This window comes from Glycomyces sp. MUSA5-2 (assembly GCF_037034145.1).
Classification (GTDB): Bacteria; Actinomycetota; Actinomycetes; order Mycobacteriales; family Micromonosporaceae; genus Glycomyces; species Glycomyces artemisiae.
This window is the reverse complement of record NZ_JBAGKG010000001.1, coordinates 176,871-201,125: the sequence shown is the minus strand read 5'-3', so window position 1 is coordinate 201,125 and position 24,255 is coordinate 176,871. Positions and strand designations below refer to the sequence as shown.

Genomic DNA, 24,255 nt, shown 5'->3' with positions numbered 1-24,255 from the left:
CCCGCGCTCACACCTCCCGGTGCGCCAAGGTGTCGCGGATGTGGTCGACGAGCCCGATCCCGGGGCCGACGACGAGGTTCGCGGGCGTCGAGTCCGGCGCGTGCGGGTGCGGCCGGGTCGGCGCGAACTCCTTGGCCGCGAGCATCTTGAACCCGATGTGCCGCCGCTCCTCGGCGTCGCAGGCCGCGGCGAGGCGGGGGAGGAGGTGCGCCTCCTCCTCGATGATGTGGGCCCGGACCCCGGTGATGAGCCGCTCCAGGAGCGGCTCGAAGTCGAAGTCCGCGGGGCCGCGCTCGTCGAGGGCCTTCATGACCATCTCGGCCTCGCCGTAGACGGCCAGCTCGTGCTCGACGATCTCGTCGCCGTCGTCGAGGCGCTTGCGGATCACCGGGTGCGCGAACTGCTCCTGGACCACGGCGTGGCGCACCAGGTTCGCGATGACGTGGTCGACGAGGGCCTTGCGCCCCACCGGTTCCGACGCGGTCGCTTCGAGTTCGGCGAAGGCCGCCTCGAACGCGCGGTGGTCGTCCTCGACGACGCGGATGAGATCGGTGTCCTGCTCGGTCTGGGGCATCGCTGCCTCCTAGGGTGTCGGGGCGATTCGTTGCGGGGCACGGTGTTCCGGGGCGCTGCGGGGGCGGGAGGGCCGCCCGGCGGCGGCCCTCCGCGACCGGGTTCAGGAGCGGATCGACTCCACGAGTTCGCCGGTGACGGACTCGGGCATCCCGTGGGACAGGTCGGCGAGCGCGATGATGCCCACCAGCCGCCCCTGGTCGATCACGGGGATGCGGTGGATCTGGTGCTCCTTCATCTTCGCGATGGTGATGTCGATGTCCTCGTTCGCGTCGGCGAGGATCAGGTGGCCCTGCGGGAGCCGGTCGACGGTGTACGTCATGGCGTCCTCCCCGGCGGCCATGACGTTCACGACCAGGTCGCGGTCGGTGACCATGCCCTTGATCTTCTCGTCCTCGGCGCCGCAGATCGGCAGCGCGCCGACGTTCAGCTCCATCATGAGGCGCGCCGCGTCTGCCGCGGTCTGGTCGCTCTTGACGCAGGTGCACCCGGTGTGCATGAGTTCGCGTGCGGTTGCCATGTGGCCCATCTCCTTCTTCGGGACCGCCCGAGTAGTGAATGTTCCTCGATTTTCTCCGGTTACCCGCCGCCCCGGGCCATAAGCGCCGAATCAGGCGAGGAGCCGCTGCGCGGCGTGCGTGATCGCGGCGGCGTCGATCCCCGCCGAGGCGAGCTGCTCGGCGGGCCCGGCCGACCCGGGCATGCCGTGGACGGCGAGCTTCTTGAACCGCACGTCCGGGATGCGCCCGGCGACGGCGTCGAGGACGGCGTCCCCGAGGCCCCCGACCGGCCGGTGGTCTTCCACGGTGAGGATCCGCCCGGTGTCGGCGGCGGCCTGCCGGACCGCGGCCGCGTCCAGGGGCTTCACCGAGTACGCGTCGATGACCCGGACCGGGACGCCGTCCTTGAGGAGCCGCTCGGCCGCGCTGAGCGCCTCGGGCACGGTGACCCCTGCGGCGACGATCGCGAGCCGGTCGTGCGGCGACGACAGGAGCGTCTTGGACCCGCCCACCGGGAACGTCTCGTCGGGCCGGTAGATCACCGGCGTCTCGCCGCGGGTGGTCCGCAGGTAGCTGATGCCCGGCACGTCGGCCATCGTCGCCGTCAGGTGCGCGGCCTGGTTCGCGTCGCACGGGTACAGGACCACGCTGCGCCACAGCGCCCGCATCATCGCGAGGTCTTCGAGCCCCATCTGGCTCGGGCCGTCGCGGCCGATCGACACGCCCGCGTGCGAGCCGACGATCCGCAGGTCGGTGCCACTGATCGCGGCCATCCGCAGGAAGTCGTGCGCGCGGGTCAGGAACGCCGCGAACGTCGCCGCGTACGGCACCCAGCCCTGCGTGCGCAGGCCCACCGCCGTGCCGATCATCTGCTGCTCGGCGATGTAGCACTCCACGAACCGGTTCGGGAACGCCTCCGCGAACGCGGCCGTGCGCGTGGAGTCGGCGACCTCCCCGTCGACCACGACCACGTCGGGATCGGCTTCGCCGACGGCCTTGAGCGCCTCGCCGAAGCCGTCGCGGGTCGCGGCCATCGTCCCGACCGGGTACGACGGCAGATTCAGCGGCGACCGCTCGCCGCGCTGTCGCGGCTCGGTGGACCTCGGCGGGCTCACCTCGACGTGCGCGGAGCGCACCCCGCCGAGCTCGACCACGGCCTTCTCGGACTCCTGGAGCGGCTTGCCGTGCAGGCCCTCCTTGTCCTCGGCCGCGGCCACGCCCTTGCCCTTGCGGGTGCGCGCGATGATCGCGGTCGGGCGCGAGTGCTCCTCCTCGGCGGCGGCGAGCGCCTGGTCGATCGCGGCCGGGTCGTGGCCGTCGATCTCGACCGTGTGCCACCCGAAGCAGCCGATCCGGGTCGCGTACGCCGTCGTGTCCCACTCGTACCTGGTGGGCCCGCGCTGCCCGAGCCGGTTGACGTCGACGATCGCGCACAGGTTCCCCAGACCCAGGTCCGCCGCGGCCGCGAACGCCTCCCACATGGAGCCCTCGGCCAGTTCGCCGTCCCCGCACAGCACCCACACGCGCGCGGGCGAGCCGCCCAGGCGCGCGCCGAGCGCCATCCCGACGCCGATCGGCAGGCCCTGCCCGAGCGACCCGGTGGCGACGTCGACCCACGGCAGGCGCGGCGTCGGGTGCCCCTCCAGGTCCGAGCCGAGCCGCCGGTACGTCATGAGGTGCTCCTCGTCGATCGCGCCGACCGCGCGGAGCATCGCGTACAGCAGCGGCGACGCGTGGCCCTTGGAGAACACGAGCCGGTCGTTCCCGGCCCGGTGCGGGTGCGCGAAGTCGTAGTGCAGGTGGCCCTCCAGCAGGCCCGCCATGAGGTCGGCCGCCGACATCGAGGACGTCGGGTGCCCCGACCCCGCCTGCGCCGAGACCCGCACCGCGTCCACCCGCAGCTGCTGGGCCAGCTCCTCCAGTCCGGAGATCCGTTCGTCGATGACGCCCATCCTGTCCCCTCCGATCACTGAGTCCTCTGCGGCTACCCGCAGCCCCGGCCGCAAAACCGCGTGTCGCCGCCGCGGCGGCGGGTACCCGGAACGCACCCGAAAGGAGAGGAGCACGCCATGAACTCGCGACCGATGTCGACCACCGGCCACCACTGGTGGGAGGCCGAACGGCGGCGCACGACCGCCGTGCAGGAGGGCCTGAACGCCGTCTCGTGGGTCCTCCTGCTCATGGGCGTCGCCGGGTTCATCCCGGCGCTCACCACCGATTTCTCCAGGATCGCGTTCGCCGGGGACTCGCAGACCGAGCTGTTCGGCGTCTTCGCGATCTCCATCCTCGCGAACCTGCTCTACCTCGCGGCCGGCGTCGTCGGCCTCATCATGTCCTGGATGGCCGATTACGCGCGCCGGTTCCTCCTCGGCGGCGGCGTCCTGTTCGCCGTCCTGGGGCTCATCGGCCTCTTCGCCTCCGAGATCGGCGGCTTCCTGCCGTGGAACGGCGCCTCCGCGCTGCTCCAACTGGGCCTGGGCGTCCTCATGATCGTCCTCGGCCTGGTCCTGCACCGCCGCCTCCCGCGCGAGAGCGAGGCCCGCACCGACGGCGACTTCGGCGAGACGAACCGCGGTGCCGCCCGCTGAACGGGGGTTTCCGGCCCCGCCGGGCCGGGAACCCCGTCCTCATCGGAACGGCCGCGAACCTCGGAGGTGACAGGCCATGCCGCAGCAGCACTGGACGAAGAAGGAAGAGCGCCAGTACCGGAAGATCCGCGACAGCGCGGAGGACCGGGGCGAGAGCGAGGACCGCGCCGAGGAGATCGCCGCGCGCACGGTCAACAAGCAGCGCGCCCGCGAAGGCAAGACGAAGACCGCGAGCCGCACCTCGACCGAGGACATGTCCTCGTCCAAGCGCGGCGGCCAGCGCTCGCACTCCGGGCCCAAGGGCCGCACCAAGGACCAGCTCTACGAAGAGGCCCGCAAGAAGGGCGTCAAGGGCCGTTCGAAGATGAACAAGGCCCAGCTCAAGCGGGCCGTGGACCGCAAGGGGTGACGACATGGACGTCCGCGACCACTGGGACGCGCACGACCGGTCCGTCGGGCAGCTCGTCGGCGACCTGGCCGTGGACGTGACGCACCTGGCGCACCTCGAAGCGCAGCTCGCGGCCCGCGAGGTCGCCGAGAAGGCCAAGCGCGGCGCGCGCGGCGGCGGCATGTTCGCCGCGGCGGGCGTGCTCGCGTTCTACGCGGGGGCCGCGCTCCTCCTGGCCGCGGGCATCGCGCTCGCGCTGGTGTGGCCCGCGTGGCTCGCGGCGCTGGTGATCGGCGTCGTGCTGCTCGCGGCGGCCGGGGTCGCCGCGCTGGCGGGCCGCTCGGCCCTGAAGCAGGCGATGCCGCCGATCCCCCAGGACACCATGGAACGCGCCCGGCAGGACGCCCGGGCCTTGCAGGGAAGGATGCACCGATGACCCGTCCGAACACGCACCCCGCGGACATGCCTCCCGGGGCGGGGCTCGCGCCGCCGCCGTCGACGGGCATGCCGTACCAGCCCGACGTCGAGGTCGTGCGCCGCGACGACGCGGAAGAGCACGAGCACCGGCACGACTGGTCCGAGGCCGACGAGGGCAGCGCCGAGGCCGCGGCGAAGTCCGCGCCCGAAGCCACCGTGGAGGAGCTGATGCGCGAGGCCGACCACGCCCGCGACCGCATCGACGAGGCCGTCCACGAGCTGCGCGAGCGCCTGGGCCTGTCGCCCGACGCCGCGCACGCGCACGGCCCGTTCGCGCCGGTGCGCCGCCACCCGTTCACGGTGGCCGTCGCCGCCGCGGGGGCCGTCACGGCCACCGTGGTCACAGTCGCCGTCACGCGCGGGCACCGCCGCGCCGAGACCCGCTCGGCGCGCGAGAGCGCCCGCCTCGCGGCGGCGAGCGCGACGATCGCCGCGAAGTACGGCGGCAACGCCGTGAAGCTCGCGGCGGGGGACGCCGCGAAGGCCGCCCGGCGCGGCCGCAAGTCGGGCCGCAAGGGCCTCGACCGCACCGTGGCGGCGGTCGGGTCCGCGGCGGACCGCCTCCGCCCCAAGCGCCGGTCGAAGTTCCGCCGCCTCATCAGCCGCTGAGGCGCGGACCGGACACGCACCGGCGGACCCGCGGGTCCGCCGGTGCTCCGCGCCCAGGGCGGGACCTGTGTCACAGCGGGCCCGCGCCTCGGCTCCCGAACCGGGCGGCATGTCCGCTTTCGGGGCCGGAACGCCTGACCGCCACTGGTACCGAACGTGCGAATGCGTTAGGTTGTCTGGGACCCACCCGCGTGCAGGCGCCGTTCGGCGCGCGCCGGGGCGGGTCGCACGCGCGTGGGGGACTCCCTGCATGTGAACGGTCACTTCTGAACGAGCCCAAGGAGGCTGCACAATGACTGGCAGCGACAACGGTGCCGTTGCTATCGGGATCGACTTCGGCACGCTCTCGGGCCGCGTCGTCGTCGCGTCCGTAGCCGACGGGCGCGAACTCGCCAGCGCCGAGCACGTCTACGAGCACGGCGCCATCGAGGAGGCCCTCCCCGGCTCCGGCGTCCGCCTGCCGCGCAGCTGGGCGCTCCAGTCGCCGAAGGACTGGGTCGACGTGCTCAAGAACGCCGTCCCGGCCGCGGTCGCGGCCGCGGGCGTGAGCGCCGACCAGGTGATCGGCATCGCCACGGACTTCACGGCGTGCACGATCCTGCCGACGACCGCCGACGGGACGCCGCTGTGCGAGCTCGACGAGTACCGCGACCGCCCGCACGCGTGGCCGAAGCTGTGGAAGCACCACGCCGCGCAGGGCCAGGCCGACCGCATCAACGCGGTGGCGGCCGAGCGCGGCGAGTCGTGGCTGCCGCGGTACGGCGGGAAGATCTCCTCGGAGTGGGCCTACGCGAAGGGCCTCCAGCTCCTTGAGGAGGACCCGGAGCTGTACGCGCGCGCCGACCGCTGGATCGAGGCCGCGGACTGGATCATCTGGCAGCTGTGCGGCGAGGAGACCCGCAACTCCTGCACCGCCGGGTACAAGGGGATCGTGCAGGACGGGGAGCGCCCCTCCCGCGAGTACCTCGCGGCCCTGAACCCCGAATTCGCGGACTTCAACGCGAAGATGGAGCACCCGCTGTCGGCCCTGGGCGACAAGGCCGGCGAGCTCACCGCGGAGGCCGCTGAGTGGACGGGCCTGAACGCGGGCACCGTGATCGCCGTCGGCAACGTCGACGCGCACGTCACCGCCGCTTCGGCGAAGGCCGTCGGGCCGGGCCAGATGGTCGCCATCATGGGCACGAGCACCTGCCACGTCGTCAACGGCGAGGAGCTGAAGGAGGCCCAGGGGATGTGCGGCGTCGTGCGCGACGGCATCACCAAGGGCCTGTGGGGCTACGAGGCCGGCCAGTCCGGTGTCGGCGACATCTTCGCGTGGTTCACCAAGAACGGCGTGCCGGCCGCGTACACCGAGGCCGCCGCCGAGCGCGGGATCTCGATCCACGAGTACCTGACCGAGCTCGCCGCCGAGCAGCCGGTGGGCGCGCACGGCCTGGTGGCGCTCGACTGGCATTCGGGGAACCGCTCGGTCCTGGTCGACCACGCCCTGCACGGCGCGATCCTGGGCCTGGGGCTCCAGACCAGGCCCGAGGAGATCTACCGGGCGCTCGTGGAGGCCACCGCCTTCGGGACCCGCATGATCGTGGAGACGCTCGTCAAGGCCGGCGTGCCGATCGACGAGTTCGTGGCCGCGGGCGGGCTGCTGAAGAACAAGTGGCTCATGCAGACCTACGCGGACGTGCTGCGCATGCCGATCACGGTCCTCACCTCGGAGCAGGGCCCGGCGCTGGGCTCGGCGATCCACGCGGCCGTGGCCGCGGGCGCCTACCCGGACATCCACGCCGCGTCGGCGGCGATGGGCAAGGTCGAGCGCAACGCCTACGTCCCGGACGAGGCCCGCGCCGACGCCTACGACCGCCTGTACGCGGTCTACGAGGAGCTGCACGACCACTTCGGCCGCGGCGGCTCGCGCGCGCTGCACACGCTGAACGAGATCGCCACGGAGGCAAGCAAATGACGTACCAGTCGACGCCTGAGGTCCAGGAGATGAAGGAGCGCGTGTGCGCGCTCCACGCCGAGCTGCTGCGCTGGGGCCTGGTGACGTGGACGAGCGGGAACGTCTCGGGCCGCGTCCCGGGCACCGACGTCATCGTCATCAAGCCGTCGGGCGTCTCCTACGACGACCTGACCCCTGACCTGATGGTCGTGACCGACCTCGACGGGAAGATCCTCGAAGGCGACCTGTCGCCGTCCTCGGACGCGGAGTCCCACAACGAGGTCTACCGGCGGATGCCCGAGACGGGCGGCGTGGTGCACACGCACAGCCCGTACGCGACCGCGTGGGCCGCGCGCGCCGAGCCGATCCCGTGCGTGCTCACGGCGATGGCCGACGAGTTCGGCGGGGAGATCCCGCTGGGCCCGTTCGCGCTCATCGGCTCCGACGCGATCGGCAAGGGCATCGTGGAGACCCTGCGCGGCCACCGCTCCCCGGCGGTCATCATGCAGAACCACGGCGTGTTCACCATCGGCAAGGACCCGAAGTCGGCCGTGAAGGCCGCCGTGATGACCGAGGACGTCGCCCGCACCGTGCACATCTCGCGCCAGCTCGGCGAGCCGGTGCCGATCCCGCAGGCGGACATCGACTCGCTCTACGACCGCTACCAGAACGTCTACGGCCAGGCCCCGAAGGAGCAGTAGGAAGCAATGGGAACAAAAGAACTGTGGTTCGTCACCGGCAGCCAGCACCTGTACGGGCCGGAGGCGATCGAGCAGGTCGCGCAGAACTCCGCGGACATCGTGGCGGGCCTCGACGGCGCCGACTCGATCCCCGTGAAGGTGGTCGCGAAGCCGGTCCTGACCACGCCTGAGGAGATCCGGCGGGTCCTCCTCGAAGCGAACTCGTCGGACGAGTGCATCGGCGTCATCGCCTGGATGCACACGTTCTCGCCCTCGAAGATGTGGATCGCGGGGCTCGGCGCCCTCCAGAAGCCGCTGCTGCACCTGCACACGCAGCACAACCGCGACCTGCCGTGGGCCGACATCGACATGGACTTCATGAACCTGAACCAGGCCGCCCACGGCGACCGCGAGTTCGGGTACATGCTCACCCGCCTGCGCCACCGCCGCAAGACCGTCGTGGGCCACTGGGGCGACCCGCAGGTCCAGGAGCGCGTCGGCAACTGGGCCCGCGCCGCCCTGGGCTGGAACGAGGTCCAGAACCTCAAGCTGGTGCGCTTCGGCGACAACATGCGGTACGTAGGCGTCACCGAAGGCGACAAGACCGAGGCGCAGATCCGCCTCGGCGTCGAGGTGAACACCTACGGCGTCAACGAGCTCGCCGAGCGCGTCGCGTCGATCGAGGACAAGGCCGTCGACGAGCTGGCCGCGGTCTACGAGGCGGACTACGACGTCGTCCCCGAGCTGCGCGCGGGCGGCGCCCGGCACGAGTCGCTGCGCGACGCGGCCCGCATCGAGCTGGGCCTGCGCTCGGTCCTCGAAGAGCACGGCGCGAAGGCGTTCACGGACACGTTCGAGGACCTCGGCGCGCTCAAGCAGCTTCCGGGCATCGCGGTGCAGCGCCTCATGGCCGACGGCTACGGCTTCGGCGGCGAGGGCGACTGGAAGACCGCGGTCCTGGTGCGGCTCATGAAGGTCATGGCCGCGGGCCTGCCCGGCGGCACCTCCTTCATGGAGGACTACACGTACAACCTCGGCGCGGAGTCCCCGCAGATCCTCGGCGCGCACATGCTCGAAGTGTGCCCGACGATCGCCTCGGAGAAGCCGACCGCGGAGATCCACCCGCTCGGCATCGGCGGCAAGGAGGACCCGGTCCGCCTGGTCTTCACCGCCCCGCCCGGCCCGGCCCTCATGGTCGGCCTCCTCGATCTCGGCACCCGGCTGCGCCTGGTCGCCAACGAGGTCGACGCGGTCGAGCCCGACGAGGACCTCCCGAACCTGCCGGTCGCGCGCGCCGTGTGGGTGCCCCGCCCCGACCTCCAGACCTCCGCCGAGGCCTGGCTGACGGCGGGCGGCCCGCACCACACGTCGTTCACGCAGGCGTTCGGCCGCGAGGTCATGGAGGACTTCGCGGAGATCGCCGGGGTCGAACTGGTGACCATCGACGGCGACACCAACGCCCGCGAGTTCAAGCAGGAGCTGCGCTGGAACCAGGTGTACCACCACCTTGAGGGCGGTATCTAGCCCTTGAACAGGGATAACACGCGCTGAGGGCGGGCCTGCGGGCCCGCCCTCCCGCGTTTCCGGCGAACCACTTGTTGTACAGGCACTGTACAGGTACAGTACAGATATGACCGCTGGATCCGGGGCGGCGGCACGGCCGCCCAAGAAGAGCACGATCGTCGCCGAGTCCCTGCGCACGGCGATCCTCTCGGGCCGCTACCGCGACGGCCAGCTCCTCCCCGGCGAGCAGGACCTCGCCCAGCGCTACGACGTCAGCCGCGGCACCATCCGCAAGGTCCTCGCGCAGCTCGCCGAGGAGTCCCTCATCAACACCCGCACCGGCGTCGGGTCGTTCGTCTCCTTCGGCGGCAAGGCCCTCGACCAGGCTCTCGGCTGGGGCCGCGCCCTCGCGGGCGCCGAGCTCACCACCACCGTGCTGCGCGCCGAGATCGTCGCCGACCCCGACCTGGCCGTGGGCGTCGGCGCCGCCTCCTCCCGCTTCCTCGCCCTCGACCGCGTGCGCGCCCTCCCCGACGGCACCCCCGTCTCCCTGGAGCGCAGCCGCGTCCCCGCCACGGGCGTCCTCGCCGACGTCCCCCGCGACGGCCTCGTCGACGACTCCCTCACCGAGACGCTCCGCCGGGCCGGGCTCACGCCCGCCTCCGGCGAGCAGTGGGTCTCCGTCGCCGCCCTCGACCTCGACGACGCCGCGCTCCTCCAGCGCGCCGCCGGGACCCTCTTCCTCCACTCCACGCGCCTGGTGCGCGACGCCCGCGGCGAGTTCGTCGAGAAGGTCGTCTCCTGGCTCGACCCCGACCACTTCCGCGTCCACATCAGCTTCGGGGACCGCGCATGAACGCCCCCGACCGCGCCCTCGGCGCCTTCGCGGGCCTCGCCCTCGGGGACGCCCTCGGCATGCCCACCCAGTCGATGTCCGCGCGCGAGATCGCCGAGGACTACGGCGACCTCGACGGCCTCGCCGCCGCGGGCCCGCGCCAGCGGATCGCCGCCGGGATGCCCGCCGGGTCCGTCACCGACGACACCGAGCAGGCCGTGCTCCTCGCCGAGCTCCTCATCGAGCACGACGGCGCCCTGCCCGCCGACGAGTTCGCCCGCCGCCTCCTCGCCTGGGAGCGCGGCATGATCGACAAGGGCTCCCTCGACCTGCTGGGGCCCTCCACGAAGGCCGCGCTCCAGCGCCTCCAGGACGGCGAGGACCCGTCCGTCACCGGCCGCGGCGGCGCCACCAACGGCGCGGCCATGCGCGTCACCCCCGTCGGCATCGCCGTCCCGCACGTGCCGCGCACGCCCTTCCTCGACGCCGTCCAGGACTCGGCGCGCATCACCCACAACTCCAGCCTCGGCCTCGCCGCCGCCGCGGCCGTCGCCGCCGCCGTCTCCGCGGGGATCGACGGCGCCGACGCCGCCGAAGCGGTCGCGACCGGCGCCGACTACGCCGACTACGCCGAGCGCCGCGCCCACTGGACCGCCGGAGGCCGCATCGGCCCCCGCGTCCGCTGGGCCGCGAACCTGCTGCGCGACAACGACCCCGGCGACCACCACCGGCTCCTCGTGGACCTCGTCGGCACCTCCGTCGCCGCCCAGGAGTCCGTCGTCGCCGCGCTCGCGCTCGCCGCCGCCGCGGCCGACCCGTGGGACGCCCTGCGCACCGCCGCCCGCGCGGGCGGCGACACCGACACCGTCGCGGCCATGGCCGGCGCCGTCCTCGGCGCCGTCCACGGCGCCGCCGCCTGGCCCGCCGACGCCCTCGCGGACGTCCAGGCCCGCAACGGACTCGACCTCACCTCCCTCTGCGCGGGCCTCCTGGCCCTGCGCGAACGCCACCGGAACTGAACGCCCGCACGACTTTCCACTCAACGAAGACTGGAGCGAGACCAATGGCCATCACCACCGACGACGTCGCCCCCGGCGGCACCCTCACCGCGATCGAGCAGCGCGGCATCGAACCCGTGCCGGAGAAGGACCGCAACGGCAACGCGTTCCAGCTGTTCTGGGTCTGGTTCGCCGCCAACATCTCCGTCCTCGGCCTGCCCCTCGGGGCGACCCTCGTCGCCCTCGGCCTCAACATCTGGCAGGCCGTCATCGTGGCGCTCATCGGCGCCTTCGGGTCGTTCGCGCTCGTCGGCATCGTCTCGGTCGCCGGGCGCCGCGGCGGCGCGCCGTCGATGACGCTCTCGCGCGCCGTGTTCGGCGTCCGCGGCAACGCGGGCCCCACGTTCGTGTCGCTCCTGTCGCGCCTGGGCTGGGAAACCGTGAACACCACGACCGCCGCGTTCGTGCTGCTCTCCCTGTTCTCGATCTTCGCGGGCGAGGAGATCGCCGCGAAGGACGCGCCGGTGCTCACGCTCGTCGCGATCGCCGTGTTCGTCGTCTGCACGCTCCTGGTCTCCGGCCTCGGCCACACCGCGATCCTCGTCATCCAGCGGTGGGCCACCTGGATCTTCGGCGCCCTCAACCTCGTCGTCGCCGCGTTCCTCATCGCCACCGTCGACTGGGACGCCGTCACCGCGACCCCCGCCGGGTCCTGGTCCGCGGTCCTCCTCGGCATCGGCACCATCGCCGCGGGCACCGGCATCGGCTGGGCCAACGCAGGCGCCGACATGGCCCGCTACCAGAAGACCTCCGTCAAGGCCGCCCACCTCATCGCCTCCAGCGCCGCGGGCGCGGGCATCCCGCTGCTGCTGCTCATCGCGCTCGGCTCGCTCCTGACGGCCGGCAGCCCCGACCTCGCCACCGCGCCCGACCCGGTCGCCGCGATCCGCGAGATGCTCCCCGCGGGCATGGCCGTCCCGTACCTCATCGCCGCGTTCGGCGGGCTGCTGCTCTCCAACCACCTGTCGGTGTACTCGGCGGGCCTGACCACGCTGACGCTCGGCGTGCGGGTCAAGCGCGTGTACGCGGTGACCCTCGACGTGGTCGTCACGTTCCTCGGCTCGATCTACTTCATGCTCATCGCCGGGGACTTCTACGGGCCGTTCATCGCGTTCATCTCGCTGCTCGCCATCCCGATCACCGCGTGGCTCGGCGTGTTCCTCGTCGACATGCTCAAGCGGCGCACCTACGACCCCGCCGCCCTGATGGACGTGCGGCGCACCTCCGGGTACTGGTACCGCGGCGGCGTCGAATGGCGCGCCGTCGGGGCGTGGCTCATCGCGATCGTCCTCGGCTACGTCCTGCGCGGCGCCGGCCAGGACGGCATCGCCTGGATCGCCACCTTCGCCGCGGCCGCCGTGCTGTACTTCGCGCTGGGCGGCGCGAAGCCCGCCGCCCGGAAGGAGCCCACCGCATGAGCGGGCGCGTCGTCTACACCGGGAACGTCATCGTCGACATCGGCCTCGCGGTCCCGGCGCTCCCCGAGCCCGGCGGCGACGTCCTCGCCTCCGCCTCCTCGATCACCGCGGGCGGCGGCTTCAACGCGATGACCGCCGCGGCCCGCGACGGCGCCCCGGTGCTGTACGCGGGGCAGTACGGGACCGGGCCGTTCGGCGCGATCGTGCGCGACGCCCTGCGCGCCTTCGAAGTCGCGGGGCCGGGCCTGCGCGACATGGACAGCGGCTACTCCGTGGTCCTCGTCGACGCGTCCGCCGAGCGCACCTTCGTGACGTACGTGGGCGCCGAAGGCCAACTGCGCCTTGAGGACCTGCGGCGGGTCGCGGTGACGGGGGAGGACGTGGTCGTGGTCTCGGGCTACGGCCTGGCCCACCCGGTCAACGCCGAGGCCCTCACCGCCTGGCTCCCGGCCCTCCCTGAGGAGACCCGGGTCGTCCTCGACCCGGCGCCGCTCGTGGCCGACCTCCCGCCGGGCGTCCTCGGCGCCGCCCTGGCCCGCACGGACGTGTTGAGCGCCAACGCCAGAGAGACACGCCTCCTGACCCCGGGCCTCGCCGACGCGCCCCTGTCCGAGCGCGCCGCGGCCCTGCGCCCGCGCCTGCGCGAGGGCGGCACGGTCCTCGCCCGCGACAACAGCGCGGGCGCCTGGATCGCCGACGCCGAAGACACCCGCCTCGTCCCGGGCTTCCCGGTGACCGCGGTCGACACCACCGGCGCGGGCGACGCCCACACCGGCGTCCTCGCCGCCGCCCTCCTCCGCGGCGATCCGATCGACGCCGCGGTCCGCCGCGCCAACGCCGCCGCCGCCCTGGCGGTCACGAGACGAGGCCCCGCAACGGCCCCCGAAGCCGCCGAGACCGACCGCCTCCTGCGCTAGAACATCGTCTCGGGCCGCTTGCCGTGCAGCGCCCGGTAGGCCGCTCTGATCTCCTCGGCCACCTCCTCTCCGGCGTGCAGGCGCACGAGGAGCGGCACCAGCCAGTGCAGCCCGGCCGCGTCGAACTCCTCCGCGAACATCGGGTTCAGGCCGGTCCGCGACTCGTCGAGCACGTTCCCCAGCGGGACGATCCCGCCCGCGTTGACGATGTGGGGGCCGAGCGAGAACGACATGAGCGAGTCCGCCCCCGCCGGGTGCACACCCACTTCGACCGGGTGCGGCCAGGGGCCGGACCCGGTCCGGGCCACCACGATGAACTGCCGCCTGGGGGCGGGCCGCTTCCTCTTCGCCATCGGACGATCATGACCGACGGGTCCGACATGTCGCACCCGTCTGGGATGCTCGGGGCATGACCTTCCAACTGACGATCGACTGCGCCGACCCGCGGCGGATGGTGGCGTTCTGGGCCCCCGCCCTCGACTATGTGCCCGAGCCGCCGCCCGACGGGCACGCCACCTGGCGCGCCTACTGGGAGTCGCTCGGCGTGCCCCCGGAGGAGCTGCCGCCCGGCGCCGGGGAGCTCCCCGAATCGATCATCGACCCCGCGGGGCGCGGGCCGCGCATCTGGTTCCAGAAGGTCCCGGAGCCGAAGGAGATCAAGAACCGGTTCCACCTCGACCTCAAGCCCGGCGGCGGCCGCGGCGTCCCCCGGGACGTGCGCATCCAGCGGGTCGACGCCGTGGTGGAGCAAGTGGTCGCCGCGGGCGCGGTCGTGCTGCGCGTCAACGACGACCCCGACTCCGGGCATTACGCCGTCGCGCTCCAGGACCCCGAGGGCAACGAGTTCGACGTCGTCTGAGGCTTACGCGCCTTGGAGCAGGGCCTTCACCCGCTCGGGGGCGAGGATCGCGTCCCAGGCGATCTCCGCCGCGCCGGTGAGCGGCCCTGCGTCGCCGACCGTGCCCGCGAGGATCTGCGGCGGCTCGTCGCGGCGGAACGCCATGAGGCCCGCCGCGCAATGGGATTCGATCGTGTCGCGGCGCAGGCGGATCAGGTCGACGCCGAGGCCCGAGAGGCTGATCGCCTGCGGGTCGAGGGCGTTCGCCAAGGCGCCCAAGCCCGTTCCGAGGGCCGCGGCGTTCGCGTCGACCGCCGCGGACGCCTCCGCGTCGCCGTCCTCGGCCCGGCGCAGGATCTCGCGGGCCAGGTCGCGGCCCTCGCCGTAGCCGGGGCGGGCGCCGAAATGGCGGACGAGGGCGTTCGCGCCGACGTCGAGGCTCCAGCAGCCGCGCGCGCCGCACATGCACTCCAGCGGGGACCCGGTGAGCGGCATGTGCCCGAACTCGCCCGCGATGTTGTGCGCGCCGCGCTGGGCGTCGCCGCCGAGGAGCAGCGTGCCGCCGATGTCGAAGTCGATGTGGAAGTGCATCGCGGTCCCCATGCCGCGCAGCGCGCCCCGCCGCGCCTCGGCGAGCCCGGCCAGTCGCGCGTCGTTGTCGATCACCGTGACCGGCCAGTCCGGGCCGATGAGGTCGGCCAGGTCCACCTCGTCCCAGCCGAGGTGGGAGATGTGGAGGCGGTGCCCGTCGCGGATCGGGCCCGAGGTCGCGAAGCCGACGACCGCGAGCCGGTCCGTGGCGTGCCGCGCGATGGCGGCGCGGAGGTCGGCGAACACGCGCGGGGTCCGGTCGTGCTCGCCCCCTTCGAGTTCGGTGATCGCGCCGCCCAGCGCGACCGAGGCGAGCGTCCAGGTGTCCTCGCGGAAGTCCACCGCGAACGCCAGGGGGCCTTCGGGATGCGGCACCAGCAGGGTCGTCGGCCGCCCGCGCCCGGCCGCCTCGGCCGGGACCTCGTGCAGGAGCCGGGCCCGCTCCAGCTCGCCGACGAGCGCGGCGGCGGTGTTGCGGCCGATGCCCAGCACCCGCGCGGCCTCGGCCCGCGTGATCGGCGCGGCCGCGTCGTGGACGGCGCGCAGCAGCCGGACCTGGTTGCGGGTCCGCAGATCGGCGCTCGTCATCGTCTCCGGCATAGGGGGAGTATGCCAGCCGACAATTTTGTGTCTGACGCGAACTTAAACCTTGACGGCCCGTCCCCCGCCCTGTTATGTTCTCACCAAGAACAAAACCTCGATCCGGAACCGGGACCCCCATGTCTGACCAGCTCGCGCTCCGCCGCGCCCGCCTCGGCCTCCACGGCGCCTTCGCCACCTCGGGCCTCGTCATGGGCGCCTGGGCCGCGTCCCTCCCCGGCGTCGACGCCCGCCTCGACCTCGGCGAAGCGCGGCTCGGCACCGTGCTCCTCCTCATCCAGCTCGTCGGCCTCGCCTCGATGGCCCTCGCCGGGCGCATCGCCGACCGCATCACCTCCCGCCGCCTCCTCCTGTGGACCGGCCCCGCCACGCAGCTGGTCCTCATCGCCCCCGCGCTCGCCCCGAACTACGCGACCCTCCTCGCCGCGGCCGCCCTCTACGGCGTCGGCGTCGGCTTCATCGAGGTCGGCATCAACGCCCACTCCGTCGAGCTCGAACAGCGCTTCGGACGCCCGATCATCTCCGCGTTCCACGGCCTGTGGAGCCTCGGCAGCGCCGCCGCCGGGGCCCTCACCTCCCTCGGCCTCGTCCTCGGCTTCGGCAACCAGGCCATCCTCATCGCCGTCGCCCTCGCCGCCACCGCCCTCATGGCGGCCACCACCCGTCCGCTGCTGCCGCCACCGGGTCGAGACGCCGGCGGCAGCAGCGGCGCCCCCGCCGCGCCCGCGGCGAAGATCGGCGCGGTCCTCCTCGGCGCCCTGTTCCTCCTCGGCCTCGGCGGCCACCTCGTCGAGTCCGGCGCCATCGACTGGGCGAACCTCCACGCCGCCAACGTCCTCCACGCCGACGACGCCCTCGCGCCCCTGTCCTACACCGTGTTCGCCGCCGCCATGACCGTCTTCCGCCTCCTCGGCGACCCCGTGCGCGCCCGCCTCGGCCCCGGCCGCACCCTCCTGTGGGCCGGCGCCCTCGCCGCCGCCGGGTACGCGATGGTCCTCGCCTCCGGCGCCGCCGGCGGCCTCCCGCTCGCCTGGGCCGGCTGGGTCCTCGCCGGGACCGGCATCGCCGTCATGGTCCCGGTCCTGTTCAGCGCCATCGGACAAGCCGGGGGCACGCCCTCGAACGTCGCCCTCATCTCCATGTCCGGCTCCGCGGGCCTCCTCGTCGGCCCCGCCGCCATCGGCTTCCTCTCCGAAGGCACCAGCCTCACCGTCGGGCTCCTCGTCCCCGCCGCCCTCGCCGCGTTCATCGCCGTCGGCGGCCCGGCGACGATGCGCCGCCTCGCGCGGCGCACGCCACACCCCGCGCAGGTCGCGCCCCCGACCGGCGCTCACGTATAGTTGCCAGCGCAGAAGGGGAGTAGCTCCCAACGCTGCGGTCGACACACTGGCGCCCCCGGGCGCCCGGCCGCACGGCCTCGATCCGAGGCGAGCGAGACCTTCGACCAAGGCCGTACGGCCGGGTCGAGGTCCTGCCTACCCTCCTCCCGGCTCTGACACTGGGAGGATCACCCTCAATGGAAGCTCTGCTCATCGCCGCGGGCGTCGCGTTCGGCGCCATCTTCGTCGGCGAGCTCGGCGACAAGAGCCAGCTCATGGCCCTGACGTTCGCCACCAGGTACCGGCTCCGCACCGTCATCCTCGGACTCGTCATCGCCATCGGCGCGCTCATCGGCCTCTCCGTGGGCGTCGGCGCCGCCGTCGGCAACCTCCTCCCCACCGACTGGATCCGCCTCGCCGCCGCCGTCATGTTCATCGGCTTCGGCCTCTGGGGCCTGCGCGGCGGCCAAGAGGTCGACGACGAGGACGGGCCCGTCAAGGAGCGCCGCTCCGGCCTCCTCACCGTCGTCACCGCGATGTTCCTCGCCGAGTTCGGCGACAAGACCATGATCATCGGCATGGGCCTGGGCTCCAGCTACAACGGCTGGGGCGTGTGGATCGGCGGCACCCTCGGGATGCTCGCCGCCGACCTCCTCGCCGTGTTCGCGGGCGCCTGGGTCGCCAAGCGCATCCCCGAGAAGGTCGTCCGCTACGTCTCCTCCGGACTGTTCCTCGTCATCGGCGTGCTCCTGGGCATCGAAGCCGCGACGGCGCTCGCAGGCTGACGCGGGCTAAGCTGGCGGTCATGCCGAAAACGGACGAGAACGAGGACACCGCCGTCATCTACACCGACGGCGCCTGCTCAGGCAACCCCGGCCCCGGCGGCTGGGGCGTCTACCTCAAATGGGGCGACCACGAGAAGGAGCTGTACGGCTCCGAGAAGGCCACCACCAACAACCGCATGGAGCTCATGGCCGCCATCCAGGCCCTGGAGGCCCTCAAGCGCCCCCTGCCCGTCGTGCTCTACACCGACTCGTCCTACGTCCGCAACGGCATCCTGACCTGGATGAACGGCTGGAAGCGCAACGGCTGGGTCAACGCCAAGAAGGAACCGGTGAAGAACGCCGACCTGTGGCGGCGCCTCGACGAGGCCGCCGCCCGCCACGAGGTCGACTGGCGCTGGGTCAAGGGCCACTCCGGCGACTCCGGCAACGAGCGCGCCGACAAGCTCGCCGTCCAGGGCCGCGACGAGGCCGCCGGGCGCCGCTGAAGCGCGGTCCACGCGCCGCTGAGGCATTGTTGAGGCACAAGCTGAGGCAGAGCTGCGGCACCGCCGAGGCGCGGCCCCGGACGCCGCGCGGCCCACACCATCCCCGGCCCTGACCGCCGGTCCCCGATGAGAATGGAACAATCACCGTCATGAGCGACCAGGTACCGTCACGATTCTCCGGAGGCGTCGACCTCAGCACCCTCGCCGCCGCCGCGCAGGCGCAGCAGCAGGCCGCCGCCAACGGCGCCCCCGCGGGCGCCGTCCTCGACGTCACCGACGCCACGGTCCAGGCCGAGGTCCTCGAACGCTCCCTCGACGCGCTCGTCGTCGTCGCGTTCTGGGCCGACCAGGTCCCCGAGAGCGTCCAGGTGCGCGACCTGCTCCAGCGCCTCGCGGGCGAAGCCGCCGGCGCCTGGGTCTACGCCCGCGCCGACGTCCTGGAGAACCAGCAGCTCGCCGCCGCCCTCCAGCTCCAGGCCCTCCCCGCGGTCGTCGCCCTCGCGCAGGGCCGCCCGCTCGACCTGCTCCAGGGCCCGCAGACCGAGCAGGGCCTGCGCCAGTGGATCGGCCGCGTCACCCAGGCCGCCGGACTCGACGTCCCGCAGCCGGTGGACCCCGAGCTCGCCCGCGCCGAAGCCCTCCTCACCGAAGGCGACCTCGACGGCGCCGAAGCGGTCTACGACAAGTACCTCAAGAACCACCCGGCGTCCGACGAGGCCGAGGCCGGGATCGCGCAGGTGCGGATGATCCGCCGCGTCGGGGCCCTCCCCGACAACGCCGTCGCCCTCGCCGACGCCGACCCCGCGAACATCGACCTCGCGCTGGCCGCCGCCGACCTCCAGCTGCTCTCCGGGCAGGCCGAGGCCGCCTACGAGCGCCTGATCGGCCTGGTGGCCAAGAACTTCGGCGACGACCGCGAGCGCGTGCGCAAGCGCCTCGTCGAGCTGTTCACCGTCGCCGGGTCCGACGACCCGGCCGTCGCCAAGGCCCGCCGCAAACTCAGCGCCGTCCTCTTCTAGACGACGGGACCCGAACGGCCCCAAGCAATCCCGGACCTCCGCGGCGACCGCTCGCCGCGGAGGTCCGGCCGTTCGGAGGAGGTAGATCACCTGGTGCCGCAGCGTTCCCTGTGCCAAGCTAGCGGAACAAGCAATGGTGGGAGGTGAGCGGTGGCGACTCGGACGAGACGGGTGGCCGTCCTCGACGCGCCCTCCAACCTCGGCCTCCGCCCGCCCACCCCGCACACCGTCCCCGGCTGCGCGAAAGCCCCTGGGGCCCTCCGCGACCACCGCCTCGTCTCGCGCCTCAACGCCGTCGACGCCGGATGCCTCACCCCGCCCCGCTTCGACGCCTCCCCGTGGCGCCCCGGCGACGGCGTCGGCCAGGCCAAGGCCATCGCCGAGTACACCCGCCGCCTCGCCGACCGCGTCGAGCGCCTCTGGCAGGAGCGCCGCTTCCCCCTCGTCCTCGGCGGCGACTGCTCGATCCTCCTCGGCCCCGCGCTCGCCGCCCGCCGACGCACCGAACGCGACCGCAAGCCCCGCGGCCTCGTCTTCATCGACGCGCACTCCGACTTCCGCCACCCCGGCAACTCCCAGTACGTCGGCGCCGCCGCCGCCGAGGAGCTCGCCCTCGCCACCGGCCGCGGCCAGCCCGACCTCACCGACATCGGCGGCCTGCGCCCCTACGTCGACACCGACCACCTCGTCATGCTCGGCCTGCGCTCCGACGATCCGCACCGCGTCGAGCTCGAAGCCACCGGCATCTCCCTGCGCACCGTCCCGGCCCTGCGCGCCGGCGGCGTCGGCCGCAGCGCCGAATGGGCCCTCGACGCGGTCGGCGACGTCGCCACGTTCTGGCTCCACGTTGACGCCGACGTCATCGACCCCTCCGTCATGCCCGCCGTCGACGGCCCCGCGCCCGGCGGCATCTCCCTCGGCGAACTCGGCCAGATCATCACCACCTGCGCCGCCGACGACCGCTGCGCCGGCATGGACCTCACCGTCTTCGACCCCGACTACGACCCCGACGGTGAATACGCGAAAGCCCTCGCCGACCTCCTCGTCGAGACGCTCCAGTAGCCCTGCGGAGTGCCTCCAGTAGAGCCGCCGATCTCGCGGAACCGCTGAACGGCGGCTTCGATTCCGGTAGAGCTGTGTGGAGCAACCGGAGGAGGAGCGCCCATGGCAGGCACCGCGACGCCCCGCAGACGCTGGACCCTCATCGCGGCCGGAATCGTCGCCCTGGCCGCGCTCGCCGTCCTCGCGGTCGTCCTCATCGCCCGCGCCTCCGCGCCCGAGCCCGTCTACGTGGCCGTCGCCGGGAACCTCGGCGGCACCGACTCCACCGAGATCGAGTCCGACCTCCTCCCCGGCGTGCGGCTCGCCGCCGACCGCCTCAACCGGGCGGGCGGCATCGACGGCCGCACCGTCGAGATCCTCGCCTACGACGACGGCGGCGACCCGCTCAAGGCCAAGGTGAACGCCGAGGCCATCGCCGCCGACGACCGCGCCATCGCCGTCATCGGCCACACCACCACCGACCCGTCGATCGCCGCGTCCCCGGTCTACGCCGACGCGGGCATCCCCGCGATCAGCCCGTCCGCCACCGGCGACGACCTGACAGCCAACCGGCCCTGGTACTTCCAGGGCATCTTCGACAACACCCAGCAGGGCGCGTTCCTCGCCGCGTACGTCGACGCCGTGCTGGCGCTCGACCGCGCCACTGTCGTGTGGGGCGACGACCGGTACGGCACCGACGTCCACGAGGGCTTCACCAGCGCGTTCGGCGGCACCGAGCAGGAGATCGCCGTCGACCTCGCCGGGGACACCGACGCCGCGGTCGACGCCGCCGTCGCCTCGATCGCCGCCGACGCGAACCGCGGCGCGATCGTCCTCGGCCTGCGCCCCGACCTCGCCGGGCGGATCATCCCCGGGCTGCGCGCCGCAGGCGTCACCGAGCCGATCATCGGCGGCGACAAGCTCTCGTCCGAGGCGTTCACCGCCGAGGTCCACGAAGCGCTCGTCGCGGGCGGCGCCGACGAGGCCGCGCTGGCCGCGCCGATCTACGCGACCGCGCCGGTCCTCACCGACTCCCTGACCGGCGAGGCCCTGAAGTTCCTGCTCGCGTTCGTGCGCGAGCACGGCTACGTCCCGGACTGGCCCGCCCTCACCGGCAGCGACGCGCTCGCGCTCATCGCCGACGGCCTCGAAGGCGCGAGCCTCGACCCGGCCGACCGCGCCGCGGACCGGGAGCTGCTGCGCGACGCGTGGGCCGCGACCGACTCGCCCGAGACCGCCGCCGAGGGCCTGAGCGGGCCCCTGTACTTCGACGACCGGACGCTGGTGCGGCCGGTCCGCATGGGCGTCTTCAGCGGGAACCGGCCCGTCTCGGCGCCCGTGCAGCTCGTCCCGTACACGCCGGCCTCGGGCCAGGACGCGGGCGCCGAGCTCGCCGACGGCGCCGCCGTCGAGTTCGAGGAGGAGGTCCTCGTGCCCTCCCAGATCGTCTCGACGGGCGTGAACATCAACGAGATCCGCGACCTGAACACGCAGGCGGGGACGTTCTCCGCGGATATGTTCATCTGGTTCAACTACACCGGCGGCGACGACGTGCTGAACGTGTGGTTCCCCAACGCCGTCGACAAGAGCCTGACCCTCGGCGATCCCTTGGAGTCCAAGCAGGTCGGCGACACGAAGTACCGCCTGTTCCACGTCGAGGGGACCTTCAAGGCCGACCTGGAGTTCCGGCGGTTCCCCTTCGACGTGCAGCACCTGCCGATCGTGCTCCAGAACCGCACGCTGCCCGACAGCAGCGTCGTGTACGTGCTCGACGCGGCCGTGCGCGCCCAGACCCAGGCCGAGCGCCTTGAGAGCGCGGGCGATTCCACTTCGACGATCGACAGCATCCCGAACTGGCGGGTCGACCAGGCCCTGTTCACCGCCGAGACCGTCGGCACCACCGCGAACATGGGCGACCCGAGCGCCGACGCCGCGGGCGGGCTCTACTACAGCCAGTTCGTGACCGACCTCCAGGTGCGGCGCGACGTGGGCGGCTTCCTCGTCAAGAACCTGCTCCCGCTCGGGCTGCTCGTGATGGCGACGTACGTGTCCCTGTTCCTCGGCTACGACGCCGTGACCTCGCGCGTGTCGATGGCGATCACCGGCATCCTCTCCAGCGCCGTCATGCTCAACTCCGTCACGAGCGTCCTTCCCGCGATCTCCTACACCGTCGCCATCGAATGGCTCTACTACCTGTTCATCCTCATCTGCGTCGCCCTCCTCGTCATCGACCTCGTCGGCTCCTCCTGGGCCGCCAAGGGCCGCAAACGCCGCCTCCGATGGCTCACCATCGGCTCCCGCATCGCCTACCCAACCGTCGTGGTCGCCGCCGCGATCACCTACTGGGCGGTCTTCGGCTGACCGGTGCTGCCGTTGCGAAGCCGCCACTTCCGCAGGCTGACGCTCTGTAGAGTGCGGCCGAGCAGCGCCGCTGCTTCGGACTGGGTGCAGCTCAGTACGATCCGGTCCTCCTCCGGCGTCCACCGCTTCCGGGCGACGCCGTAGCGGCCCGCCTTCGCCGGATCGGGTGTCCACGCGGCGACCTGGATCGCCGCCTCCCGCTTGCGGTCGATGCCGATCGCCTCCGGCGGGTTCCATACCCAGGCCGCCAGTTTGGCGGCGGCGCCGTTGAGCACCATGATGTTCGCGACGCCGTCGCGCCGGTTCGGGCGGGCGGTGCGGGTGACGCCGCAGACCTCCTGCACGACATCGCAGAAGAACGCGGCGAGCGGCTCGCTCGCCGTCACCAGGCTCACAAACGGCTCGCCCTTGCCGGTGAAGCCGACCGACCCGTCACCGTCGAGCAGACCGCGCACATAGTCGGCAGCTGCGATCGGCGGAGGCGGCGGCGCGACGGTCCGCGACTTCCGGCCGGGAGGCACACCGGTGGCCGCGAGCGCTCTTCGGACCTCTTGGTCGAAGAACGACAGCGCGACGGACTCGTACCTTTCGCTGAAGTTCGTGTCGCGCGTGCGCCTGCGGATCGAGGAATAACAGGGCAGCACCGAAGCGAGCCGCGGCAGGACAGACTCATCGCGCGCCGACAGTTCAAGCACGACTTTGCCCTTCCCGTCGAGGCTGCCCTGGTGCGAGCCGTCCGTCTGGAGCAGTCCGATGAGGTACGCGATCTCTGGCTTCGTTAGGTCGAACATGGAGCAACCGTATGGACGCCGACCGACAACTCAGGCCTCGTAAATCCGTCGTAAGAGATGGGGATCTCACGGACGAGTCTGAGGTGACCCGCAAGGGCGCCATCCGGGCCGGGCTGGGGGACATGGGGATCATCCCCGGGTCGATGGGCGCGTCGAGCTTCATCGTGCGGGGCCTCGGGAACGCGGACGCGTACGAGTCCGCCTCCCACGGCGCGGGCCGGAAGATGAGCCGCAACGCCGCGCGCAAGCGCTTCACCGCGGAGGACCTCATCGCCCAGACCGAGGGCGTCGAGTGCCGCAAGGACTCAGGCGTCATCGACGAGATCCCGGGCGCCTACAAGGACATCGACGAGGTCATCGCCGCCCAGACGGACCTGGTCGAGGTCACGGCCCGCCTCCGGCAGGTCGTCTGCGTCAAGGGCTGACGCCGGTCAAGGGCCGGACGCGCGATGCGCGTCCGGCCCTTCAGTCTTCGCCTCCCGCGCCGAGGGCGCTCGCGTACGGCTCGTGGGCGGCGAGGGCCTTGTCGAGGGCTCCTGAGTCGGTCCAGAGGTAGTGCCATTCGTTGTCGCGGGGGTCGGTGGTGATGCGGCGGAGGGTTCGGCGGGCGAGGTCGCGGAGGTATGCGGCGTCGAAGGGGTGGGCGGTGAGGAGGTCGGTGATGCGGTCGGCGGGGGAGGGGGCGCCGAGGCGGATTGCAGTGAGGACCGCGGCGGCGACCGCGGCTTGGGCCTCGGGGTTCTCGATGTAGTCGAGGACGACGAGGACTTCGAGCATGGCGGCTTCGAGGCGCTCGGTGTTCGCGTCGGTGTCGTCGCCGAGGGCGCCGATGCAGTCCCATGCGCCGTCGTTGTCGAACGGTCCGTAATCCCAGGCGCCCATGCGCTGCTCCTTCAGGGGTCGATGGTGGTCCGAAGTGTAGACGGGGCCACCGACAGCGCCG

The 24,255-nt window shown here is 72.8% G+C and carries 25 protein-coding genes and 1 pseudogene; 19 read left to right on the top strand and 7 right to left on the bottom strand.

The annotated features are described in order from the left end of the window. Nucleotides 1-7: 7 nt before the first annotated feature. From WA640_RS01000 to WA640_RS00990, 3 genes are all read right to left on the bottom strand, one after another. Nucleotides 8-574, bottom strand: coding sequence for a hemerythrin domain-containing protein (locus WA640_RS01000; protein ID WP_335985680.1), 567 nt, complete (start codon nucleotides 572-574; stop codon nucleotides 8-10). Between the two features lie 102 nt (nucleotides 575-676). Next, complete coding sequence (locus WA640_RS00995) at nucleotides 677-1,093, bottom strand: CBS domain-containing protein (protein ID WP_335985679.1); 417 nt, start codon at nucleotides 1,091-1,093, stop codon at nucleotides 677-679. 90 nt (nucleotides 1,094-1,183) lie between these two features. Beyond that, nucleotides 1,184-3,025: a transketolase gene (locus tag WA640_RS00990; RefSeq protein ID WP_335985678.1), complete on the bottom strand. Its 1,842-nt coding sequence runs from the start codon at nucleotides 3,023-3,025 to the stop codon at nucleotides 1,184-1,186. A 117-nt stretch (nucleotides 3,026-3,142) separates the two neighbouring features. Here WA640_RS00990 and WA640_RS00985 point away from each other — a divergent pair, with 117 nt between their 5' ends. From WA640_RS00985 to WA640_RS00935, 11 genes are all read left to right on the top strand, one after another. Beyond that, nucleotides 3,143-3,661 carry a DUF4383 domain-containing protein gene (locus tag WA640_RS00985; RefSeq protein WP_335985677.1) on the top strand — a complete coding sequence of 173 codons (519 nt, stop codon included), beginning with the start codon at nucleotides 3,143-3,145 and terminating at the stop codon, nucleotides 3,659-3,661. Nucleotides 3,662-3,737: 76 nt separating this feature from the next. Beyond that, nucleotides 3,738-4,070, top strand: coding sequence for a plasmid stabilization protein (locus WA640_RS00980; protein WP_335985676.1), 333 nt, complete (start codon nucleotides 3,738-3,740; stop codon nucleotides 4,068-4,070). A gap of 4 nt (nucleotides 4,071-4,074) precedes the next feature. Then, a complete protein-coding gene (locus tag WA640_RS00975) occupies nucleotides 4,075-4,485 on the top strand; it encodes a phage holin family protein (RefSeq protein WP_335985675.1) in 411 nt (136 codons plus the stop codon). After that, nucleotides 4,482-5,135, top strand: coding sequence for a hypothetical protein (locus WA640_RS00970; protein ID WP_335985674.1), 654 nt, complete (start codon nucleotides 4,482-4,484; stop codon nucleotides 5,133-5,135). The genes WA640_RS00975 and WA640_RS00970 overlap by 4 nt, the downstream gene beginning before the upstream one ends. A 292-nt stretch (nucleotides 5,136-5,427) precedes the next feature. Next, nucleotides 5,428-7,092, top strand: coding sequence for a ribulokinase (araB, locus tag WA640_RS00965; protein ID WP_335985673.1), 1,665 nt, complete (start codon nucleotides 5,428-5,430; stop codon nucleotides 7,090-7,092). Next, nucleotides 7,089-7,772: an L-ribulose-5-phosphate 4-epimerase gene (locus WA640_RS00960; protein ID WP_335985672.1), complete on the top strand. Its 684-nt coding sequence runs from the start codon at nucleotides 7,089-7,091 to the stop codon at nucleotides 7,770-7,772. The genes araB and WA640_RS00960 overlap by 4 nt, the downstream gene beginning before the upstream one ends. Nucleotides 7,773-7,778: 6 nt before the next feature. Continuing rightward, entirely contained in the window at nucleotides 7,779-9,275 is a 1,497-nt protein-coding gene (gene araA / locus WA640_RS00955) for an L-arabinose isomerase (protein WP_335985671.1), read from the top strand. 106 nt (nucleotides 9,276-9,381) lie between these two features. Further along, entirely contained in the window at nucleotides 9,382-10,110 is a 729-nt protein-coding gene (locus tag WA640_RS00950; protein ID WP_335985670.1) for a GntR family transcriptional regulator, read from the top strand. Further along, complete coding sequence (locus WA640_RS00945; RefSeq protein WP_335985669.1) at nucleotides 10,107-11,108, top strand: ADP-ribosylglycohydrolase family protein; 1,002 nt, start codon at nucleotides 10,107-10,109, stop codon at nucleotides 11,106-11,108. The genes WA640_RS00950 and WA640_RS00945 overlap by 4 nt, the downstream gene beginning before the upstream one ends. 44 nt (nucleotides 11,109-11,152) lie before the next feature. After that, nucleotides 11,153-12,565, top strand: coding sequence for a purine-cytosine permease family protein (locus tag WA640_RS00940; protein ID WP_335985668.1), 1,413 nt, complete (start codon nucleotides 11,153-11,155; stop codon nucleotides 12,563-12,565). Then, nucleotides 12,562-13,482 (top strand): PfkB family carbohydrate kinase, encoded by a 921-nt coding sequence (locus tag WA640_RS00935; protein ID WP_335985667.1) that lies wholly within the window; start codon nucleotides 12,562-12,564, stop codon nucleotides 13,480-13,482. The genes WA640_RS00940 and WA640_RS00935 overlap by 4 nt, the downstream gene beginning before the upstream one ends. Here the strand turns inward: WA640_RS00935 and WA640_RS00930 are convergent. Continuing rightward, nucleotides 13,479-13,835, bottom strand: a complete 357-nt coding sequence (locus WA640_RS00930) for a hypothetical protein (RefSeq protein WP_335985666.1) — start codon at nucleotides 13,833-13,835, stop codon at nucleotides 13,479-13,481. The two genes, WA640_RS00935 and WA640_RS00930, sit on opposite strands and share 4 nt — an antisense overlap. A gap of 56 nt (nucleotides 13,836-13,891) precedes the next feature. On the opposite strand from WA640_RS00930, the gene WA640_RS00925 reads away from it, so the two are divergent. Further along, entirely contained in the window at nucleotides 13,892-14,341 is a 450-nt protein-coding gene (locus tag WA640_RS00925; protein ID WP_335985664.1) for a VOC family protein, read from the top strand. 3 nt (nucleotides 14,342-14,344) lie between these two features. On the opposite strand, the gene WA640_RS00920 is transcribed toward WA640_RS00925, so the two are convergent. Next, entirely contained in the window at nucleotides 14,345-15,511 is a 1,167-nt protein-coding gene (locus tag WA640_RS00920; RefSeq protein ID WP_335985663.1) for an ROK family transcriptional regulator, read from the bottom strand. Between the two features lie 119 nt (nucleotides 15,512-15,630). Between WA640_RS00920 and WA640_RS00915 the strand changes: the two genes are divergently transcribed. The 6 genes from WA640_RS00915 to WA640_RS00890 all read left to right on the top strand — a co-directional run bounded on the left by WA640_RS00915 (nucleotide 15,631) and on the right by WA640_RS00890 (nucleotide 22,521). Next, nucleotides 15,631-16,851: an MFS transporter gene (locus tag WA640_RS00915; protein WP_335985662.1), complete on the top strand. Its 1,221-nt coding sequence runs from the start codon at nucleotides 15,631-15,633 to the stop codon at nucleotides 16,849-16,851. Between the two features lie 176 nt (nucleotides 16,852-17,027). Continuing rightward, nucleotides 17,028-17,615, top strand: a complete 588-nt coding sequence (locus WA640_RS00910) for a TMEM165/GDT1 family protein (RefSeq protein WP_335985661.1) — start codon at nucleotides 17,028-17,030, stop codon at nucleotides 17,613-17,615. Between the two features lie 20 nt (nucleotides 17,616-17,635). Further along, nucleotides 17,636-18,100 (top strand): ribonuclease HI, encoded by a 465-nt coding sequence (gene rnhA / locus WA640_RS00905; RefSeq protein WP_335985660.1) that lies wholly within the window; start codon nucleotides 17,636-17,638, stop codon nucleotides 18,098-18,100. Between the two features lie 149 nt (nucleotides 18,101-18,249). Further along, nucleotides 18,250-19,119, top strand: a complete 870-nt coding sequence (locus WA640_RS00900; protein WP_335985659.1) for a co-chaperone YbbN — start codon at nucleotides 18,250-18,252, stop codon at nucleotides 19,117-19,119. Nucleotides 19,120-19,269: 150 nt separating this feature from the next. Next, the gene (locus WA640_RS00895; protein ID WP_335985658.1) at nucleotides 19,270-20,181 is read left to right on the top strand and encodes an arginase family protein; all 912 of its coding nucleotides are present in this window, start codon (nucleotides 19,270-19,272) and stop codon (nucleotides 20,179-20,181) included. Between the two features lie 102 nt (nucleotides 20,182-20,283). Then, the gene (locus WA640_RS00890) at nucleotides 20,284-22,521 is read left to right on the top strand and encodes an ABC transporter substrate-binding protein (RefSeq protein ID WP_335985657.1); all 2,238 of its coding nucleotides are present in this window, start codon (nucleotides 20,284-20,286) and stop codon (nucleotides 22,519-22,521) included. Here the strand turns inward: WA640_RS00890 and WA640_RS00885 are convergent. Then, nucleotides 22,500-23,312: a hypothetical protein gene (locus tag WA640_RS00885; protein ID WP_335985656.1), complete on the bottom strand. Its 813-nt coding sequence runs from the start codon at nucleotides 23,310-23,312 to the stop codon at nucleotides 22,500-22,502. The genes WA640_RS00890 and WA640_RS00885 overlap by 22 nt on opposite strands. A gap of 83 nt (nucleotides 23,313-23,395) precedes the next feature. On the opposite strand from WA640_RS00885, the pseudogene WA640_RS00880 reads away from it, so the two are divergent. After that, a pseudogene (locus WA640_RS00880) lies at nucleotides 23,396-23,737 on the top strand (RtcB family protein); the annotation flags it as partial. 40 nt (nucleotides 23,738-23,777) lie between these two features. Here the strand turns inward: WA640_RS00880 and WA640_RS00875 are convergent. After that, nucleotides 23,778-24,194 carry a DUF4259 domain-containing protein gene (locus tag WA640_RS00875; protein WP_335985654.1) on the bottom strand — a complete coding sequence of 139 codons (417 nt, stop codon included), beginning with the start codon at nucleotides 24,192-24,194 and terminating at the stop codon, nucleotides 23,778-23,780. Nucleotides 24,195-24,255 lie beyond the last annotated feature (61 nt).